Annotated in this window: 16 protein-coding genes; 3 read left to right on the top strand and 13 right to left on the bottom strand. The window is 71.1% G+C overall.

What is annotated here, in order from left to right; all coding sequences use genetic code 11:
• Window positions 1-273: 273 nt before the first annotated feature.
• The 7 genes from ACZ7MX_RS09690 to pgsA form a co-directional block, all read right to left on the bottom strand.
• The gene (locus ACZ7MX_RS09690) at window positions 274-1,026 is read right to left on the bottom strand and encodes a YebC/PmpR family DNA-binding transcriptional regulator (RefSeq protein WP_310725706.1); all 753 of its coding nucleotides are present in this window, start codon (window positions 1,024-1,026) and stop codon (window positions 274-276) included.
• A gap of 95 nt (window positions 1,027-1,121) precedes the next feature.
• Window positions 1,122-1,715, bottom strand: coding sequence for a pyridoxal 5'-phosphate synthase glutaminase subunit PdxT (gene pdxT / locus ACZ7MX_RS09685; protein WP_472130948.1), 594 nt, complete (start codon window positions 1,713-1,715; stop codon window positions 1,122-1,124).
• Window positions 1,716-1,731: 16 nt separating this feature from the next.
• Window positions 1,732-2,643, bottom strand: coding sequence for a pyridoxal 5'-phosphate synthase lyase subunit PdxS (pdxS, locus tag ACZ7MX_RS09680; protein WP_472130947.1), 912 nt, complete (start codon window positions 2,641-2,643; stop codon window positions 1,732-1,734).
• Between the two features lie 178 nt (window positions 2,644-2,821).
• Entirely contained in the window at window positions 2,822-3,367 is a 546-nt protein-coding gene (locus ACZ7MX_RS09675; RefSeq protein ID WP_030415312.1) for a hypothetical protein, read from the bottom strand.
• Between the two features lie 861 nt (window positions 3,368-4,228).
• Window positions 4,229-5,392 (bottom strand): glycosyltransferase family 4 protein, encoded by a 1,164-nt coding sequence (locus ACZ7MX_RS09670; RefSeq protein ID WP_472130945.1) that lies wholly within the window; start codon window positions 5,390-5,392, stop codon window positions 4,229-4,231.
• Complete coding sequence (locus ACZ7MX_RS09665) at window positions 5,389-6,324, bottom strand: phosphatidylinositol mannoside acyltransferase (protein ID WP_472130943.1); 936 nt, start codon at window positions 6,322-6,324, stop codon at window positions 5,389-5,391. The genes ACZ7MX_RS09670 and ACZ7MX_RS09665 overlap by 4 nt, the downstream gene beginning before the upstream one ends.
• Window positions 6,321-6,977 (bottom strand): phosphatidylinositol phosphate synthase, encoded by a 657-nt coding sequence (gene pgsA / locus ACZ7MX_RS09660; protein WP_472130941.1) that lies wholly within the window; start codon window positions 6,975-6,977, stop codon window positions 6,321-6,323. The genes ACZ7MX_RS09665 and pgsA overlap by 4 nt, the downstream gene beginning before the upstream one ends.
• Window positions 6,978-7,240: 263 nt before the next feature.
• Here pgsA and ACZ7MX_RS09655 point away from each other — a divergent pair, with 263 nt between their 5' ends.
• Together ACZ7MX_RS09655 and ACZ7MX_RS09650 are read left to right on the top strand one after the other, a co-directional pair.
• Window positions 7,241-9,439, top strand: a complete 2,199-nt coding sequence (locus ACZ7MX_RS09655; RefSeq protein ID WP_472130939.1) for an elongation factor G-like protein EF-G2 — start codon at window positions 7,241-7,243, stop codon at window positions 9,437-9,439.
• Window positions 9,440-9,657: 218 nt separating this feature from the next.
• Window positions 9,658-11,337: a hypothetical protein gene (locus ACZ7MX_RS09650; RefSeq protein WP_472130937.1), complete on the top strand. Its 1,680-nt coding sequence runs from the start codon at window positions 9,658-9,660 to the stop codon at window positions 11,335-11,337.
• 35 nt (window positions 11,338-11,372) lie between these two features.
• Here the strand turns inward: ACZ7MX_RS09650 and ACZ7MX_RS09645 are convergent, their stop codons facing one another.
• The 3 genes from ACZ7MX_RS09645 to ACZ7MX_RS09635 form a co-directional block, all read right to left on the bottom strand.
• The gene (locus tag ACZ7MX_RS09645; protein WP_472130935.1) at window positions 11,373-12,575 is read right to left on the bottom strand and encodes a YncE family protein; all 1,203 of its coding nucleotides are present in this window, start codon (window positions 12,573-12,575) and stop codon (window positions 11,373-11,375) included.
• The gene (locus ACZ7MX_RS09640) at window positions 12,575-13,348 is read right to left on the bottom strand and encodes a polysaccharide deacetylase family protein (protein WP_472131364.1); all 774 of its coding nucleotides are present in this window, start codon (window positions 13,346-13,348) and stop codon (window positions 12,575-12,577) included. The genes ACZ7MX_RS09645 and ACZ7MX_RS09640 overlap by 1 nt, the downstream gene beginning before the upstream one ends.
• 136 nt (window positions 13,349-13,484) lie before the next feature.
• Complete coding sequence (locus tag ACZ7MX_RS09635; RefSeq protein WP_472130933.1) at window positions 13,485-14,042, bottom strand: HIT family protein; 558 nt, start codon at window positions 14,040-14,042, stop codon at window positions 13,485-13,487.
• A 67-nt stretch (window positions 14,043-14,109) separates the two neighbouring features.
• On the opposite strand from ACZ7MX_RS09635, the gene ACZ7MX_RS09630 reads away from it, so the two are divergent.
• Complete coding sequence (locus tag ACZ7MX_RS09630) at window positions 14,110-14,751, top strand: potassium channel family protein (RefSeq protein ID WP_472130931.1); 642 nt, start codon at window positions 14,110-14,112, stop codon at window positions 14,749-14,751.
• 54 nt (window positions 14,752-14,805) lie between these two features.
• On the opposite strand, the gene thrS is transcribed toward ACZ7MX_RS09630, so the two are convergent.
• From thrS to ACZ7MX_RS09615, 3 genes are all read right to left on the bottom strand, one after another.
• Window positions 14,806-16,788 (bottom strand): threonine--tRNA ligase, encoded by a 1,983-nt coding sequence (gene thrS / locus ACZ7MX_RS09625; RefSeq protein WP_472130930.1) that lies wholly within the window; start codon window positions 16,786-16,788, stop codon window positions 14,806-14,808.
• A gap of 103 nt (window positions 16,789-16,891) precedes the next feature.
• Window positions 16,892-18,079, bottom strand: coding sequence for a hypothetical protein (locus ACZ7MX_RS09620; protein ID WP_472130928.1), 1,188 nt, complete (start codon window positions 18,077-18,079; stop codon window positions 16,892-16,894).
• Window positions 18,079-18,666 carry a DUF4365 domain-containing protein gene (locus ACZ7MX_RS09615; RefSeq protein WP_030415300.1) on the bottom strand — a complete coding sequence of 196 codons (588 nt, stop codon included), beginning with the start codon at window positions 18,664-18,666 and terminating at the stop codon, window positions 18,079-18,081. The genes ACZ7MX_RS09620 and ACZ7MX_RS09615 overlap by 1 nt, the downstream gene beginning before the upstream one ends.
• Between the last annotated feature and the right edge of the window lie 18 nt (window positions 18,667-18,684).

Here is an 18,684-nt window from a genome sequence, read left to right as displayed (position 1 = left end):
TCAGCACAGTATCGGGTGCCACTGACAACGCCCCCCACCGACCACGCCAGCGGCCGACTCGCCACCCGCCGACAACGCGACGGGCCGACGGGGTGTGCTCCCCGTCGGCCCGTCGGGCGCGGCTGTGGCGCCTGGGCAAGGTCCGGCCTGTTTCCGGCTCGGACGTCGACCGTGGTGCGGTTCGGACGACGACACGTGCTCCGGCTCAGACGACGACCGTGGTCCGGCTCAAACGTCGGCCATGGCTCGCTCAAGCATCGACCGTGGTCGGTGTCAGGCGTCGACCTTGGCCATGACGTCGTCCGAGACGTCGAAGTTGGCGAAGACGTTCTGCACGTCGTCGCTGTCCTCCAGCGCGTCGATCAGCTTGAAGATCTTGCGGGCGCCCTCTTCCTCCAGCTCGACCTGCATGGTCGGGACGAAGTTGGCGTCCGCCGAGTCGTAGTCGATCCCGGCTTCCTGGAGCGCGGTGCGGACCGCGACCAGGTCGGTGGCCTCGCTGAGCACCTCGAAGGACTCACCGAGGTCGTTGACCTCCTCGGCACCCGCGTCGAGCACCGCGGTCAGGACGTCGTCCTCGGTCAGCTCGCCCTTGGGGACGATCACGACGCCCTTGCGGTTGAAGAGGTACGAGACGGAGCCGGGGTCGGCCATCGAACCGCCGTTGCGGGTCATGGCGACGCGGACGTCCGAGGCGGCACGGTTGCGGTTGTCGGTGAGGCACTCGATGAGCACCGCGACACCGTTGGGGCCGTAACCCTCGTACATGATCGTTTCGTAGTCGGCGCCGCCCGCCTCGAGACCGGCTCCGCGCTTGACCGCGGAGTCGATGTTCTTGTTCGGCACCGACGACTTCTTGGCCTTCTGGATGGCGTCGAAGAGGGTCGGGTTACCGTCCGGGTCGGCGCCGCCCGTACGGGCCGCGACCTCGATGTTCTTGATCAGCTTCGCGAAGAGCTTGCCGCGCTTGGCATCGATCACGGCCTTCTTGTGCTTCGTCGTAGCCCATTTAGAGTGGCCGGACATCCGCCTGTCTCCTTCGCGTAACCAATCCTGAAACGAACGCCGTCGATCCTACCGGGGCCGCGTCACACGGTGTCACTCACCTGATCGCCGCAGCCTCACCCGGCCGCGGCCCGCACCATGTCCACGAACAGGGCGTGGACGCGGTGGTCCCCGGTGAGTTCCGGGTGGAAGGACGTGGCAAGGACGTTACCCTGCCGCACGGCGACGGTGTGCCCGTCGTACGTGGCCAGGACCTCGACGTCTCCGCCGACCGACTCGACCCAGGGCGCCCGGATGAAAACGCCCTCGACCGGCCCGCCGGGGATGCCGGCCACGTCGATGGCCGCCTCGAACGACTCGTTCTGCCGCCCGAACGCGTTACGGCGCACGATCATGTCGATGCCGCCGAACGTCTCCTGGTCTTCCCGGGCGTCCAGCAGCTTGTCCGCGACCATGATCATGCCGGCGCAGGTGCCGTAGACCGGCTTGCCCGCGCGGACGAAGGCGCGCAGCGGCTCCAGCATGCCGAAGACGACCGCCAGTTTGGACATCGTGGTGGACTCGCCGCCGGGGATGACCAGGCCGTCGACCTCGTCCAGTTCCTCGGGGCGGCGTACCGGCCGGGCCAGGGCGTCCGCCTCGGCGAGCGCGGTGAGGTGCTCGCGGACGTCGCCCTGGAGGGCCAGCACGCCGATGGTGGGGGTGCTCATCTGCGTTCTTACGTCCTTACCAGCCGCGGTTGGCGTAGCGCTCGGCCTCGGGGAGGGTGTCGCAGTTGATGCCGACCATGGCCTCGCCCAGGTTGCGGGAGACGTCCGCGATGACCTTCGGGTCGTCGTAGAAGGTGGTGGCCTTCACGATCGCGGCGGCGCGCTTGGCGGGGTCGCCGGACTTGAAGATGCCGGAGCCGACGAAGACGCCCTCGGCGCCGAGCTGGCGCATCAGAGCGGCGTCGGCGGGGGTGGCGACACCACCGGCGGAGAACAGCACGACCGGCAGCTTGCCGAGCTCGGCGACCTCCTTGACCAGCTCGAACGGGGCGCGCAGCTCCTTGGCGGCGGCGTACAGCTCGTTGTTGTCACAGCCGCGCAGCTTGGCGATCTCGCCCTTGATCTGGCGCAGGTGACGGACCGCCTCGACGACGTTGCCGGTGCCGGCCTCGCCCTTGGAGCGGATCATCGCGGCGCCCTCGGCGATCCGGCGCAGGGCCTCACCGAGGTTGGTGGCACCGCACACGAAGGGGGTGGTGAAGGCCCACTTGTCGGAGTGGTTGACCTCGTCGGCCGGGGTGAGGACCTCGGACTCGTCGATGTAGTCGACGCCGAGCGACTGCAGGACCTGGGCCTCGACGAAGTGGCCGATGCGGGACTTGGCCATGACCGGGATCGAGACGGCGTCGATGATGCCGTCGATCATGTCGGGGTCGGACATCCGGGCCACGCCGCCGTCCTTGCGGATGTCGGCGGGGACCCGCTCCAGGGCCATGACGGCGACGGCGCCGGCGTCCTCGGCGATCTTGGCCTCTTCCGGCGTGACGACGTCCATGATCACGCCGCCCTTGAGCTGCTCGGCCATTCCGCGCTTGACGCGCGCGGTTCCGGTCTCGGGGGTCTGGGACGTGGTGGGCGTGCTGGACACGGTTTTGACCTCACTCAGTGCGGGTGGTTGTGCGTGCGGCCCACACAACCGTTTGTGAGCGGCCGATGAAAAGGGCCAATTCAAGGCCGGTGGCTCGCCGCCCCGCGGCCCGGTACCCGCTCCCCCGGGCGGCCTCCGGTCCGTCGTACGCGCTTCCCAGGGCGCTGCCGCTCCCCGCTCAGCCACCCGCCGAGCGGTCGTCGAGAACGGCCGGCGGCTCGTCGTCCATCTCGAAGGCCAGCGGGAACGGGGCGTGGCCGGCGAGCCGGAAGTATCGCACCACCCGGTGGCGGCGGACCGCGCGGGCGGCCCGTACGGCGTCGTTGTGGAAACGCCGGGCCATCGGGACGCGGCGGACCGCGGCGGTGAGCTCGGTGATCGTCTGCTCGCCGCCGGGTGCCTCCCGTACGGCCTCCAGCTGCGCCTCCTCGGCGAAGATGGCCCGCAGCGCCTGGCTCAGCTCGCTCTCGGCGACCTCGCGGTGGTCCTCCTCGGCCTGCCGGGCCTCGTGGGCGGCCTGGTACAGGACGATCGAGGCGGCCGGGTCGAGGACCCCCGACGTCCCGACCTCCTGCGCGACGGACGCCCGCCGCAGCAGCTGGGCATCGAGCGCCGCCCGGGCGGCGTCGATGCGCGCATGCAGGCGATCGAGGCGGCCGGCCGTCCAGCTGAGGTAGATGCCGATGAGGATGATCGCGGCGGCGATCCAGATGAACGTGCTCACGGGGTGGCAGGTTATACCCCGTATCCCACGTACCTGGCTTTCCCGCCGTGGTGGTTGCTCGCCGTTGCGCTTTGCGGCGCCCCCGCACGTACCTGTCTGTCCCGCCGCGGGTCGTCTCGCCGTTGCGCGCTTTGCGGCGCCCCCGCACGTATCTGGCTCTCCCGCCGCGGGTCGTCTCGCCGTTGCGCTTTGCGGCGCGCCGCACCTAGCTTTCTGCGGCGCCGCGGTTGTTTCTCGCCGTTGCGCCTGCGGCGGGCTGGGTGGGTGTCGGGTGCGGTGACTGGCCTACGGGGCCTTGTTCGTGGACTGCTGGCGCTTTACGTCCACGAACAAGGCCCCTCCGGCCCGTCCCCTCCCGTTGGGGGAGTGTGCGGGTGCGTGGGGGGCGTGCGTTGTTGAGTGAGCACCTGGTGTCGTGAGGTTTTGGGAATGCCTCGCCCAGCCGTCGGCTTGTGGCCCCGCAGGGGGCCCTTGCGACCCTTACGGGTTCTGTTCGAGCATCCCGTAGGGGTTCCCAGGTCCCCTTGCATGCCTCAACGCCCGCCCCCACCACCGCATTCCTTCTTCCACAACGGGAGGGGACGGGCCGGAGGGGCCGGTTGTGTGGGCTTCGCTTCCGAGGGCTCGATAAAGAGCGAAGGCGGAGCGCAGCGGAGCGTAAAGCGACAGCAGTCCACACAACCGGCCCCGGAGGCCCGTCACCGCACCCAACACCCACCCAGCCCGCCGCAGGCGCAACGGCGAGACGACCCGCGGCGGGACAGACAACTACGTGCGGGGGCGCCGCAAAGCGCAACGGCGAGCGAGCCCCGCGGCGGGACAGACAGGTACGTGGGAGGCACCGCCAAGCGCAGCAGACAACTACGTGGGCAAAACCGAAGTCGCCCCCGCCGTCACCGTTTCGTAGACCGCGAGGATGTCCGCGCCGACCGTGGACCAGTCGAAGCGGCGGACGTGGCGGGTGCCGCGGGTGCGGAGTTCGGCGAGGCGGGCCGGGTCGCCGAGGAGCCGGACCGCCGCGGTGGCGAGGGCGTCCGCGTCCTCGTTGGTGAAGAGTTCGCCGGCCTCGCCCTGGTCGAGGACCTGGGCGAACGCGTCGAGGTCGCTGGCCAGTACGGGGGCACCGGCGGACATGGCCTCCACGAGGATGATGCCGAAGGATTCGCCGCCCGTGTTGGGGGCGACGTAGAGGTCGACGCTGCGGAGCAGGCGGGCCTTGTCCTCGTCGCTGACCATGCCGAGGAATTCGACCCGGGAGCGGAGTTCGGCGGGGAGGGAGGCGACGGCCTCTTCCTCGTCGCCGCGGCCGGCGACGAGGAGGCGGGCGTCGGGGACCTCGGCGAGGATCTTGGGCAGGGCCTTCATCAGGACGGGCAGGCCCTTGCGGGGTTCGTCGATGCGGCCGATGAAGCCGATCGTGCCCCCCCGTCGGCCACCGCCGTCCTTGCCGGAGCTGCGCACCCCTTCCGATTGCCAGGCGGCCTTGGGTTCGGCGCGGGCGAAGAAGTCGACGTCGACGCCGTTGGGGATGACGACCGCGTCGCCGCCGAGGTGTTCGACCAGGGTGCGGCGGGCGTATTCGCTGACCGCGATGCGGGCGCTGATCTTCTCCAGGGCGGGCTGGAGGATCGGGTAGGCGGCGATCATCGCGCGGGAGCGCGGGTTGGAGGTGTGGAAGGTGGCCACGATCGGGCCCTGGGCGGCCCAGCAGGCGAGCAGGCCCAGGGAGGGTGAGGCCGGTTCGTGGATGTGGATGACGTCGAAGGCGCCGTTCTGCAGCCAGCGGCGGACCCGGGCAGCGGAGAGGAAGCCGAAGTTGAGGCGGGCGACCGAGCCGTTGTAGGGCACGGGTACGGCGCGGCCGGCGGAGACGACGTAGGGCGGGAGCGGGGTGTCGTCGTCGGAGGGGGCCAGGACGGAGACCTCGTGGCCGAGCCGGATGAGGTGCTCGGCCAGGTCGCGGATGTGGAACTGCACGCCGCCGGGGACGTCCCAGGCGTAGGGGCAGACGATGCCGATCTTCACGCCGTCTCCGTTCCGGGCTCGCGGGCCTCCAGGTCGGCGAGCCACAGGCGCTGGAGCATGTGCCAGTCCTCGGGGTGGTCGGCGATGCCGGAGGCGAAGGCGTCGGCGAGGGCCTGGGTCATCTGGGCGGCTTTCTCGGTGCGGGTGCCGGTCTCGGGGACTTCAATCTCGGGGTGGACCCGGCCGCGCATGACGGGGGTGTCGTCGTACCAGAGGGTGACGGGCAGCAGCATGGCGCCGGTCTGGAGGGCGAGCATCGCCGGGCCGGCGGGCATCTTGGTCTCCTCGCCGAAGAACTTGACCGGTATGCCGGAGCTGGAGAGGTCGCGGTCGGCGACCAGGCAGACCAGGCCGCCGGCCCGCAGGCGGTGGGCGAGGGTGCCGAAGGCGGCGCCGCCGGTGTGCGGCAGGACCTCCATGCCCAGGCCCTCGCGGTAGGCGACGAAGCGGTCGTAGAGGGATTCCGGCTTGAGGCGTTCGGCGACGGTGGTGAAGGGGGTGTTGAGCTTGGTGGTGACCCAGACGCCCGCGAGGTCGTAGTTGCCCATGTGGGGCAGGGCGAGGATGACGCCGCGGTCGCTCTTGAGGCCGTCGGTGAGGTGGTGGACGTCCTCGGGGACGAAGCCGTTCCTTATGCGGTCCTTGCTCCAGGCGGGGAGGCGGAAGGACTCCATCCAGTAGCGCATGTACGAGCGCATCCCGGCGCGGGAGAGCTCGGCCAGGCGCTGGGGGGAGGCGTCGGGGACGACCCGGGCGAGGTTCGTCTCCAGGCGGCGTACGCCCTTGCCGCGGCGCTTCCAGGCGGTGTCGGCGATCTGCCGGCCGAGGCGTACCGCGACGGCTTCGGGCAGCCGTTTGACGGTGCTCCAGCCCAGTCCGTAGAGCGCGTCGGTGAGTGTGCCGGTGTCGATCCGCGGCAGCCGCGGGCTCATGCGCTGTTCCCCCCTTGTGCGATGGCGTCGGCCTCGGCCGATTCGCGGCGTACCGTCACCACGCGCTGGCCGAGGGTGACGGTGCTGCCGATGGCGACGATCCACAGGGCGATCGGCAGCAGTGCTTCGACTCCGGGTACCCCGAATGTGTGCAGACCCGAGAGACCGCAGGCGACGAGGGTGATGACCAGTCGTTCGGCGCGTTCGACCAGGCCGTTGACGGCCACCGGCAGTCCGATGGCCTCGCCGCGGGCCTTGGTGTACGAGACCACCTGGCCGCTGGCCAGGCAGAAGATCGCGATGGCGCAGAGCGTCAGGCTGTTGCCGCCGCCGGCGTACCAGAGGGCCAGCCCGCCGAAGATCGCCGAGTCGGCGACCCGGTCGAGGGTGGAGTCGAGGAAGGCGCCCCAGCGGCTGGAGCGGCCCAGCTGCCGCGCCATGTTGCCGTCGACGAGGTCGGAGAAGACGAACAGCGTGATGACGACCGTTCCCCAGAAGAACTCGCCCTGCGGGTAGAAGATCAGCGCGCCGGCCACCACGCCGCCGGTGCCGATGAGGGTGACCGCGTCCGGGCTGATACCGAGGCGGATGAGCAGGGCGGCGAACGGCGTGAGAACACGCGTGAAGAAAGCACGCGCGTACTTGTTCAGCATGGCCTTCCCGAAGGTCGATACGGGCCGCGCGGTCAAGGGGCCACCGGCTGGCCCATCGTAGCCAGGAGGTCTGCGGCCACCACGAAGGCATCGCGGCGCAGGGTGCATCCCGCGGCTCGGGCCGGACGGCGTGCGCCTCCGGGCGCGCGTGCGGGCCCCTTCGACCCCTTGGGAGCACGGGGGCGCTGTGCCATCTATGGACGGCTGATGACCACGGTGGAAAGCTCGAATCACCGCAAAGTGTCGACCTGGAGGCGAGACACATGAGCGAGAAGACGAGTACACACCCGGGAGCCGCCGGAAGGGCGGTAACGGCCGGCCGGCCCACGGCCCTGCGGAACGTGGTGCTGGTCGGCCACAGCGGATCGGGAAAGACCACCCTGGTCGAGGCGCTCGCGCTGGCGTCCGGCGCGGTCAACCGGGCCGGGCGGGTCGAGGACGGCGGCTGTCTGTCGGACTACGACGAGATCGAGCACCGCCAGCAACGTTCGGTACAGCTGTCCCTGGTCCCGGTGGACTGGGGCGGAATCAAGATCAATATCCTGGACACCCCCGGATACGCCGATTTCGTCGGGGAACTCAGGGCCGGTCTGCGCGCAGCGGACGCGGCCCTTTTCGTTGTCTCGGCGGCCGACGGCGTGGCCGGCGCGACCCGCATGGTGTGGGACGAGTGCGCGGCGGTCGGGATGCCGCGGGCGCTGGTCATCACGCACCTGGAGGCGTCCCGGGCCGACTTCGACGAGATGACCGAGCTGTGCCGGACCACCTTCGGCGGGGAGGATCCGGACGCCGTGGTCCCGCTCTACCTGCCGCTGTACGGGACGCCGGGTGCCGACGGCCACGCCCCCGTACGCGGTCTGATCGGCCTGCTGTCCCAGCGGGTCTTCGACTACTCCTCCGGGGAGCGCACCGAGCGGGAGCCGACCGCCGAGGAGCTGCCGCTGATCGAGGAGGCCCGGGGCCGGCTCATCGAGGCGATCATCGCCGAGAGCGAGGACGAGTCCCTGATGGACCGCTATCTCGGTGGTGAGGACATCGACATCAAGACGCTCGTCGGGGACCTGGAGACGGCGGTGGCCCGTGGCACCTTCCACCCCGTGCTGGCCGCGGCTCCGGCCGCGGAGGGTTCGAAGCAGGGGCTGGGGACCGTCGAGCTGCTGGAGCTGATCACGGGCGGTTTCCCGACGCCCGCGGAGCGCGAGGCGCCCGCGGTGACCACTCCGGACGGCAGTCCGCGCCCGGTGCTCGCGTGCGATCCGGACGGTCCGCTGGCCGCGGAGGTGGTCAAGACCTCGTCCGACCCGTATGTCGGCCGGATCTCGCTGGTCCGGGTCTTCTCCGGCACGCTGCGTCCGGACGAGACGGTGCACGTCTCGGGCCACGGCCTCGCGGACCGGGGGCACGAGGACCACGATGTCGACGAGCGGGTGGGCGCGCTGTCCGCCCCGTTCGGCAAGCAGCAGCGTCCGCTGCCGCAGGCGATCGCCGGTGATCTGGCGTGCGTGGCGAAGCTGACCCGTGCCGAGACCGGCGACACCCTGTCCGCCAAGGACGATCCGCTGCTGATGGAGCCCTGGTCGATGCCGGACCCGCTGCTGCCGGTCGCCATCCAGGCGCACAGCAAGGCCGACGAGGACAAGCTGTCCCAGGGCCTGGCCCGTCTGGTCGCGGAGGATCCGACGATGCGGCTGGAGCACAACCAGGACACCCACCAGGTGGTGCTGTGGTGCCTGGGCGAGGCCCATGTGGACGTGGCGCTGGAGCGGCTGCGGGCGCGGTACGGCGTCCAGGTCGACACCGTGCCGCACAAGGTGCCGCTGCGGGAGACCTTCGGCGAGTCCGCCGCGGGCCGCGGCCGGCACGTCAAACAGTCCGGCGGGCACGGCCAGTTCGCGATCTGCGAGATCGAGGTCGAGCCGCTGCCGGGCGGCTCGGGCATCGAGTTCGTGGACAAGGTGGTGGGCGGTGCGGTGCCGCGGCAGTTCATCCCGTCCGTCGAGAAGGGGGTGCGCGCCCAGGCCGCGCGCGGGGTCGCCGCCGGGCATCCGCTGGTCGACATCCGCGTCACGCTGCTCGACGGCAAGGCGCACTCGGTCGACTCCTCGGACGCCGCGTTCCAGACGGCGGGTGCGCTGGCGCTGCGGGAGGCGGCCGCCGACGCCCGGATCGATCTGCTGGAGCCGTTCTGCGAGGTCAGTGTGATGGTTCCGGACGAGTACGTGGGGCCGGTGATGAGTGATCTGTCGGGGCGCCGCGGCCGGGTCGTGGGCACCGAGCAGTCCGGGGCCGGCCGCACCGTCGTCCGCGCCGAGGTGCCCGAGATCGAGGTCGGCCGGTACGCGGTCGACCTGCGGTCGCTCTCGCACGGCACCGGCCGGTTCTCCCGGGTGTACCTGCGGCACGAGCCGATGCCGCCGCAGCTCGCCGCGAAGGTGCGGGAAGCGGCGGGGAACGGCGGGTAGTTGACGCCGGGTCAGCCCTGGAAGCGCCCTGAAAGCGCCCTGAAAGGGTCCTGACACAGCCCGGAATCAGCCGTCGTCCGGCTCAACTCCCTTGGGGTGGACGGCGGCTGTACGCTGAGTTCCTGCCGCCGACCAGGGTGCCGGACACCTGTTCGGCGGCGGCGACGCAGGGTCACAGGTGTGCCGCCGGCGGAAGTCGGGAAGAGCCGCATCATCGGATGCGAGCGGTGTGGGGGGCGGTAGTGGCAGACGGCTTTGACTTCAGTCCTGGGGCGCAGGTGCCGCTCTCGGGGAGCGCCGGTCAGACGGCGGCGACCCAGGCACTGGCCTCGGCCGCCTACCGTGACGATCCGCTGGTCGCCATCAGCAAGGCCGACTCCGACACCGCCAAGTCCGAGATCAAGAAGCCGAAGCTGTCGCTGTTCGAGCCCAATCTGGGGGAGGCGTTCGCGCGGGCGGTGCAGGTGCGGATGCTCGGTGGCGGGCGCAAGCCGCTGATCCAGTCGTTCGGCATCGAGCCGCAGACCGTCGTCGAGCACTGCCTGTCGGCCACCCGCATCCGCAAGCAGCGGGACTCCAAGCTGACGGTGCTGATGGTGCTGTTCGGCGTGGTGTTCCTGCCCGGTGTGCTCCTGTGGCTGGGCGTCTTCCAGCTGCGCAAGATGCTCTCCAAGGACGGTGCGGGCAACGGCGTCTCGCTGCTCGGCGCGACGCTGCTGACCGTGCTGGCCGGTCTCGGGCTGTTCTTCATGATCAAGCTGCCGATGACCGGCTTCTGGCCGATGTACGCGCGGGCCATGGTGATCGTGCCGATGATCGGCTGGTGGTGGGCCAAGCAGATCTGCGAGAAGACCGCGGTGGCCATGCGGGAGTCCTGGAAGGGGCTGCTGGAGGGCGGCGGGGTGGCCGCGAAGATCCCCGAGGCGGTGCCGCAGGACCCGAACCAGACCGCGGCGGAGACCCTCCGTCAGAACCTCGCCATGATCACCGCCGAGCAGAACAGCAACGTGGTCTTCTACGCCGGTCCCAAGGGCATACTCGGCATGGGTACCCGCTGGGGCAGCTGGCAGCTGGCCGAGGAGCTCAAGCCGGTCCAGGAGGGCACGGAGATCCATCCGTTCCGCAGCTGGGACGTGATCCGGGCGATCCACGACAAGCTGCGGCTGCTGGAGCGCAGCCCGCTGCACACCGGCGGTTTCCCCACCCCGTCCGTGCGCCATTGGATCGTCTCCCCGGTCGGGGAGAAGGCCGCCGCCGTGGCCCGGCCCGAGGGCGCGCACGTGGAGGCGTACCAGATCCGCGGGCACGAGATAGAGCGGATCTGCAACGAGCAGCAGTTCGGCAGCGGCAACCGCCACTACCTCGGTGTGCAGTTCGTGCTGTGGGACGGCCAGCTGGTGATCACGCTGATGATCACCGTCACGGTGCTGCACGAGACGCTGCGCATCGAGGTGACCGGTCACGCCCTCGGTCCGGTGAACGGCCTGTTCACGACCAAGCCGGAGCCGAAGACCAAGGACGTCGCCAAGGTCGTCAAGTTCTGGGAGACCAAGACCCAGCACCTCCCGCTCATCGAGCCCAAGGAGGTGGTCCGGCTGGCCGCCCGGGCGCCGCTGACGTGGTTCCCGCCGGTGCTGGACTTCCTCGGCGGGAAGCTGACCCTGCCCGAGCCGTTCGGTCTGCGGCACGTCTGGGCGGACAAGCCCTGGCGGCACCGCTTCATGGCCGATGACGCGCTGCGCGCCGCGACCCCGGTCCTGCGCACGGTCCACGCCGCCGCCATGGGCGTCCTGGCGGAGCACGGCGTGGACACCGAGCGCTTCACCAACCGTTCGCTGGTGCTCAGCGGCATGATCCAGGGCGTGGAGCCGCAGAAGGCCGACGAGTACAACGCCTAGCCGGGTGCCGGGCCGTGGGGCCGGGCGGCCCCAGGTCACCGGAAGATGCCGGTGTGCCCCAGGGAGTACCGCCCGGGCTGCGGGTAGACGGCCAGGCCGTGCGGGCCCTGGCCGACCGGGATCTTGGCGAGGGTCTTGCCGGTCTTCGTGTCGAGCGCGTAGACCTCGGAGTTGTACCGGCCGGACAGCCACAGCACCTTGCCGTCGGTGGACAGTCCGCCCATGTCGGGGCTGCCGCCGCCGCGGATGTGCCACTTGTCGACGAGCTCCCCCGTCTTGAAGTCGAGCAGGGAGATCGAGCCCTCGCCGCGGTTGGAGATGTACATGTACCGCGAGTCGCGGCTGACGTAGAGGCCGTGGGCGCCCTTGCCGGTCGGCATGAGCCTGGGCCGGTCGAAGGTGTCGCCGTTCATGACCCAGATGCCGTCGGCCATCATGTCGGCGATGTACCAGGTCCTGCCGTCCGGGGAGATCTTCACGTCCTGCGGCATCGCCCCGTCGAACGGCAGTTTCTCCTGGCCGATGACCTTCATCTTCTCGGTGTCGACCTTGAGCAGTTCCCCGGAGAACTCGCAGGAGACGATGAAGTACCGGCCGTCCGGCGAGAAGTCGGCATGGTTGACGCCGGCGCAGTTGACCGGGAGGGTCTTGCGGATCTCCATGGTGTGCGGGTCGCGGAAGACCAGCTGCCGGTCCATCGAGGCCATCACGACGGCGTACCTGCCGTTGGGCGTGAAGTAGAGGTTGTACGGGTCGTGCACCTTGACCGGCTGGCCGGCCTTGCCGGTGGCCGGGTCGATCGGAGTCAGGTCGTGCCCCCGGTTGTTGTTGACCCAGAGCGTCTTCAGGTCCCAGGACGGCACGACGTGCTGCGGCTGGACGCCCACCGGGATGGTCTCGATGACCTTGTACGTCTTCGGGTCGATGACGCTGACGGTGTCGGAGCCGGTGTTGGGCACGTAGATCCGCGGCGGGAAGTCCTTGACCTCGGGCACCAGTCTGCCCGGCCGGTCGGCCGCGTACAGGTCGTGCTCGTCGAGCAGCGGCGGCATACCCGGCAGTCCCGGCTTGGCGGCCTTGACCGGTGCGCGTTCGACCGGCCGGGGGCTCTGCCCGGCCGGCTTGCCCTCCCCGCTGCAGGCCGCCGCCACCAGCGCGCAGGCCACGGCGAGCAGCGCGGACGCCCGGCGGCGGACGCGGGGGCTCTTTCGGTCGTGGGTACGGTTGCGGTCAGCCATCAGGTCACTAGCTCCGTTGTCGTCACCGCGCGCAGTCCGCGCCCGCGGAGGCCGTCGAGGATCGGGGGCAGCGCGGCCACCGTGCCGGCGTGCCCGAGGTGGAGGCTCACGACCGAGCCCGGCCGGACCGCGTCCAGGACCGTGCGCCGGACGGCGGGGGCACCGGGGTCGTTCGCGTCGAGGGAGTCCACGTCGTAGGAGAGGACGTGCGGATAGCCGGCCTTGCGGGCCAGCCGGGTCACCAGGTCGGTGGCGCGCCGGGTCTGTGAGGGGCGGAACCAGCTGCCGATGGTCCCGGTGAGCCGGCGGAGCCGGTCGGCGCAGCCGGTGATCTCGGCGTAGGCGTCGGCGGCCGGCAGGGCGCAGATGTCGCGGTGGTGCAGGGTGTGGTTGCCCAGCTCGTGGCCGCCGTCGAGGATGCGGCGGGCCATCTGCGGCTGGGCGTCGAGCCAGTCGCCGACGACGAGCACGGTGATCCGGGCGCCGGCCCGCTCGGCCTCGCCCAGCAGGGCGGTCGCCAGCTTCGGGTCGCCCCGGCCGTGGAAGGTGAGCGCGACCGCGCGGGCGTCGCGCGGGCCGTTCTCGATCTGTACGGGCAGGCCGGGCACCCGGGTGGGCGGGCGCGCGGCGTGGGCCGGCCGGTGGGTTCCCCGGCCCGCCGGGGACGGGCTCGGGCCGGCGGCCCGTACGGGGCCGTGCTCCTCGTCCCGGTGGGGGTCGCAGCCCGACATCAGCGCACCCGCGGCCGCGGCCGAGGCGGCCGCGCGCAGCACCGAGCGACGATCTGGGGAAGTCACCACCCCATTAGAGAGGCAACTAATCCGAATTAGGGCGATCTATCTGATTCGCCCTCGTACGTGTCGCCTCCGGGCCGGCCCCGGCGGGCCTCCCGGGCGGCGGGCAGGCGCCCTACGCGGGCCAGGCGGCGGCCAGCATCGCCCGGGTGTCGGCGAGGAGTTGCGGCAGCACCTTGGTGTGCCCGATGACCGGCATGAAGTTCGTGTCGCCGCCCCAGCGCGGGACCAGGTGCTGGTGCAGATGGGCCGCGATGCCCGCACCGGCCACCGAGCCCTGGTTCATCCCGATGTTGAAGCCGTGCGCCCCCGACGCGGTCCGCAGCGCGGTCATCGCCCGCTTGGTGAACTCCGCCAACTCCGCGGTCTCCGCCTCGTCCAGCTCGGTGTAGTCGGCCACGTGCCGGAACGGGACGACCATCAGGTGACCGCCGTTGTACGGGTACAGGTTCAGCACCGCGTAGACGCGCTCGCCGCGGGCGATCACCAGCCCGTCCTCGTCGGACTTCGCCGGGATCGTGCAGAACGGGCAGCCGTCGTCGGCCCCCGGGCCGCTCGGCTTGTTCTCGCCCTGGATGTAGGCCATCCGGTGGGGCGTCCACAGGCGCTGGAAGGCGTCCTGCGTCCCGACTCCGATCTGCTGCTCCGGCTCGCTTGTCATACGGGCCAGCATATGGCGTCGCCCATTGGCAGCGTGTCGTTGGGGCGCATCGCACCGGCCGCTGACCGATGCTGGGCCGGTGGACAGGGAAGCGCGGCGACGGGACTGGGAGCGGGCCGCCGGGCCGTACCTGCTCGCCGCCTCGCTGCTCTTCCTGGCCTCCTACGCGGTCCAGGTCCTGGTCCCCGGGCTCTCCCCCGGCTGGCGGGCCTTCTGGAGGCTGGTCACCGTCGTCACCTGGAGCCTGTTCGTCGTCGAATACCTGGCCCGGCTGCTGCTCAGCGACGACCGGCGGCACTTCGTCCGCACCCACTGGCTGGACCTGATCGTGACCGCCCTGCCGCTGCTCCGGCCGCTGCGGCTGGTCCAGACGCACGACCGGATGCAGCGCCGCCGGGACCGCCCCCGGCTCGCCCTGGAGGCCCGCGTGATGGCGTACGCGAGCCTGACCGCCCTGCTGCTCGGCTTCGCCGCGAGCCTCGCCGTCTACCACGACGAACGGCACGCCCCGGGCACCACCGTCCGCACCTTCGGCGACGCGGTGTGGTGGGCTTGCTCGACCCTGACCACCACCGGTTACGGCGACATCACCCCGGTCACCCCCCGCGGCCGGGTCACCGGCGCGGTCCTGATGTTCGTCGGCGTCGCCCTGGTCGGCGCGGTCGTGGGCACCTTCTCCTCCTGGCTGCTGCGCCGCTTCCGCCGGGAGGGCGAGACGTGAGAGGGCCCCGGGGAGCGGGTGCTCTCCCGGGGCCCTCCGGTCACGCTGTGGGCGTCACACCTGCACGCGGCGCTCCACCACGTCCAGCAGCTTGGCGATCGCCTGGTCGCGCGGAATGCCGTTCTCCTGCGACCCGTCGCGGTAGCGGAAGGACACCGCACCGTGCTCCATGTCCTCGTCGCCCGCGAGGATCATGAATGGCACCTTGCTGCGCTGGGCGTTCCTGATCTTCTTCTGCATCCGGTCCGAGGACGAGTCCACCTCGATCCGCAGCCCCTTGGCCTTCGCCTGCGCGGCGAACTCCTCCAGGTACGGCACGTGTGCGTCACCGATCGGGATGCAGGTCGCCTGCACCGGGGCCAGCCATGCCGGGAAGGCACCCGCGTAGTGCTCCAGCAGGACCGCGAAGAACCGCTCGATCGAGCCGAAGAGCGCACGGTGGATCATGACGGGCTGCTGCTTCGAGCCGTCCGCCGCGGTGTACTCCAGGCCGAAGCGGGCGGGCTGCTGGAAGTCGACCTGGATGGTCGACATCTGCCAGGACCTGCCGATGGCGTCCTTCGCCTGCACCGAGATCTTCGGGCCGTAGAAGGCGGCGCCGCCCGGGTCCGGCACCAGCGGCAGCCCCTGCTTCTCGGCCGCCTGGCGCAGCGCCTCGGTGGCCTCCTCCCACTCCGCGTCCTCGCCGATGAACTTGTCGGACTCCGGGTCGCGGGTGGAGAGCTCCAGCTCGAAGTCGGTCAGGCCGTAGTCACGCAGCAGATCGAGGACGAAGGTGAGCAGGTTGTCCAGCTCGTCCGCCATCTGCTCCTTGGTGCAGTAGATGTGCGAGTCGTCCTGGGTGAAGCCGCGCGCCCGGGTCAGGCCGTGCACCACGCCGGACTTCTCGTAGCGGTAGACGGTGCCGAACTCGAAGAGCCGGAGCGGCAGTTCGCGGTACGAGCGGCCGCGGGCCTTGAAGATCAGGTTGTGCATGGGGCAGTTCATCGCCTTGAGGCGGTAGTTCTGCCCGTCGAACTCCAGGGGCGGGAACATCGCCTCGCCGTAGTTCGGCAGATGCCCGGAGGTCTCGAAGAGACTCTCCTTGGTGATGTGCGGGGTGTTGACGAACTCGTAGTCCGCCAGCTCGTGCCGCTTGCGGGAGTAGTCCTCCATCACCCGGCGCACGACGCCGCCCTTGGGGTGGAAGACGGCGAGACCGGAGCCCAGCTCCTCCGGGATGGAGAACAGGTCCAGCTCCGCCCCGAGCTTGCGGTGGTCGCGCTTCTCGGCCTCGGCGAGGAACTCCAGGTACGCCTTGAGCTCGTCCTTGGTCGGCCAGGCGGTGCCGTAGATCCGCTGGAGCTGCGGGTTCTTCTCGCTGCCGCGCCAGTACGCGGCCGCCGAGCGCATCAGCTTGAACGCCGGGATGGCGCGGGTGCTGGGCAGGTGGGGACCGCGGCACAGGTCCTTCCAGCACAGCTCGCCGGTCTTCCCGTCGAGGTTGTCGTAGATGGTCAGCTGGCCGGCGCCGACCTCGGCGGAGGCACCCTCGGCGGCGTCCGCGGCGGAGCCCTTGAGGCCGATCAGTTCGAGCTTGTACGGCTCGTCGGCCAGCTCCTCGCGGGCGGCCTCGTCGCTGACCGCGCGGCGCGCGAACTTCTGCCCGCGCTTCTGGATCTCCTGCATCTTCTTCTCGATGCGCTTGAGATCGTCCGGGTGGAACGGGGTCTCGACGTCGAAGTCGTAGTAGAAGCCGTCCTTGATCGGCGGGCCGATGCCGAGCTTCGCCTCGGGGAACAGCTCCTGCACGGCCTGCGCCATCACGTGCGCGGTGGAGTGCCGCAGGATGTTCAGGCCGTCCTCGGAGGAGATCTCGACCGGCTCGACCTCGTCGCCGTCGGCGACCTCGTAGGCCAGGTCCTTCAGCTCCCCGGCGACCCGTGCGGCGACGACGCTGCGCTCACCCTGGAAGAGGTCGGCGGCCGTAGTGCCCGTGGTCACCACGCGTTCTTCCCGCTCGGAATCGCGTTGGACGGTCACACGGACGTCTGACACCGGTCTCTCCTGACTCATGTCTCTTTCGCGTCAGCGTTTGCTGCGCAGCCGAATCGTACCGAGCCGCCGCACCCGACCGCGAAACGGTTTCCCCGGCGCCCGGCTACTCCCCGTCCAGCGGCCCGCCGCACGCCTCCTCGAAGAAGTCGAGATTCTCCTGCAGCGACTTCAGCAGCCGGTCCCGCTCCGCCTCGTCGACCTGCACCGGCGTGACGTCGTGGCCTCCGGTGATCCGGCGGAAACCGCCCCGGCTCTCCAGTCTGCCGCTGACCCGGATCGGCAGCCCCACGAGGTGGGCGTGGCCCGCGATGCGGTAGTCCTCCTCCCCCAGCGCGACCCGCACCTGGACCACGTCGGCGCCGGTCAGCACCCGCAGCCGGACCGTGCCGGGGCCGCCGGGCCGCTCCCGGCGCAGCCGTACGACCGCGCCGGTCACCCGGACCGGCAGCGAGGGCTCGTCGCGGACGTAGCGGCGGGCGGCCTGCTCCAGCGCCGGGAGGTCGCCGGGCGAGAACTCGACCGGTTCCGGGCGGGCCGGGCAGCCGGCCGGCGGACCGGCCGCCGGTGACCACTCGACCGAGATCCGCACCCCCTCCGCGTCCCGTACGAGCGCGATCAGCGCCTGCACCAGCTCGTGGCAGACGCCCAGCTCGACGGCCGCGTCGTAGGCCTCCATGCCGCCGGTGGCGCGCTGGTAGTCGGTGGCGTCCCGGGCGGCGTGCAGGGCCCGCTGCAGCCCGGCGACCGCCGCGCGGCCGCCGTCGGCCGGGACGAAGGCGGTCAGCCGCCGGCCGGCGGTCGCGGGCCCGACCAGGACCTCGCCCAGGAACCCTTCGGCCTGCCGCTTGTGCCGGGCGCCGTAGTAGCCGGCCCGGCCGTACGTGCCCAGCGCCCCGGCGACCAGCATCGCGCGGGCCGCGCCGCGCAGCTGCTCCTGGGCGACCCAGCGCGCGGCGACCGAGCCGCCGTCGGGGACCTCGCGCTCCCAGCAGACCTCGTCGCTGGGCACCGCGAGCCCGGTCAGCACCTCGCGGGCGGAGGGCGCGGCGGACCGCGAGAGCGCCGCCAGGGCCTCGGCGAGCAGCTCCGCGCTGTCGGGGAAGCGGCGGTCGTGCGGGACCAGCAGGCTGGTCCCGCCCAGGCCGCCGGGCGGGGTCCACCGGGCGTAGTGGCCGGCGGCCCCGCCCCGGCGGCGCCAGCCGTGCCGGGCCAGCAGTGCGCTGAGGACGGCGGGGTCGAGCCGCGCGGGGTCCAGCGGCCGCGCAGGGGGTTCGTCGATCGGCCGGTACATCACGGTCTCCCTCCCGCCCCGACCCGGGTCATGATTTCGCAGAGCGCGCGGTCGTCGAAGATCCGCGTGGTCGGGATCCGCACAGTGGTCCTGCGCCGGCCGGTCACCGGATGGCCGGCCAGGTTGATCCAGTAGCAGCAGTGGCGCAGTTCGAGCCGGTCGTGGGAGGCCCGCAGCCACTCCTCCTGGGTCCGCGGGACGAGCATCACGACGAGGATCTTGTGCACCGACACGGGCGTGCGGGCCAGCTTCACCAGGTGGTCGTTGTCGAGGGTGAAGGCGAAGGTCGGGCCGGGCGGGCGCGGGGCGGTCTGGTAGGTGCACTTGAGCTGCACCTTGATGGTGACCTCGTCGTCGACGGTGTGGCCGGGTGCGCCGTGGCTGACGTGCCAGTCGATGCCGTTGTCCGGGAAGGGCTGGGCCAGCGAGCAGCCGGAGGCGGCCGCGACCGCGTGCAGATAGCCCACCTGGAGCGTCTCCATGCAGGCGGTCGTCGCGAGTCCGCCGCGCTGCGGTGTGGTGGCGGGCGGGGGGTACCTCCCGCTTGCGGGGGACAGCCCGCCCGGTTCGGGCTGCGCGATGGTCATCGCGGGCGTGCCTTCCGG

The sequence above is a fragment of the Streptomyces sp. NPDC107765 genome (genome assembly GCF_055657085.1).
This window is presented reverse-complemented; position numbering and strand designations above follow the sequence as displayed.

Excerpts from the sequence above, each read along its gene's own strand:
- ACZ7MX_RS09665 (WP_472130943.1), bottom strand. The coding sequence starts at position 6,324 with ATGAGCCCGCGGCTGCCGCGGATCGACACCGGCACACTCACCGACGCG.
- ACZ7MX_RS09645 (WP_472130935.1), bottom strand. The coding sequence starts at position 12,575 with ATGGCTGACCGCAACCGTACCCACGACCGAAAGAGCCCCCGCGTCCGC.
- ACZ7MX_RS09635 (WP_472130933.1), bottom strand. The coding sequence starts at position 14,042 with ATGCTGGCCCGTATGACAAGCGAGCCGGAGCAGCAGATCGGAGTCGGG.
- ACZ7MX_RS09650 (WP_472130937.1), top strand. The coding sequence starts at position 9,658 with ATGCGAGCGGTGTGGGGGGCGGTAGTGGCAGACGGCTTTGACTTCAGT.
- ACZ7MX_RS09615 (WP_030415300.1), bottom strand. The coding sequence starts at position 18,666 with ATGACCATCGCGCAGCCCGAACCGGGCGGGCTGTCCCCCGCAAGCGGG.
- pdxT (WP_472130948.1), bottom strand. The coding sequence starts at position 1,715 with ATGAGCACCCCCACCATCGGCGTGCTGGCCCTCCAGGGCGACGTCCGC.
- ACZ7MX_RS09690 (WP_310725706.1), bottom strand. The coding sequence starts at position 1,026 with ATGTCCGGCCACTCTAAATGGGCTACGACGAAGCACAAGAAGGCCGTG.
- pgsA (WP_472130941.1), bottom strand. The coding sequence starts at position 6,977 with ATGCTGAACAAGTACGCGCGTGCTTTCTTCACGCGTGTTCTCACGCCG.
- ACZ7MX_RS09620 (WP_472130928.1), bottom strand. The coding sequence starts at position 18,079 with ATGTACCGGCCGATCGACGAACCCCCTGCGCGGCCGCTGGACCCCGCG.
- ACZ7MX_RS09655 (WP_472130939.1), top strand. The coding sequence starts at position 7,241 with ATGAGCGAGAAGACGAGTACACACCCGGGAGCCGCCGGAAGGGCGGTA.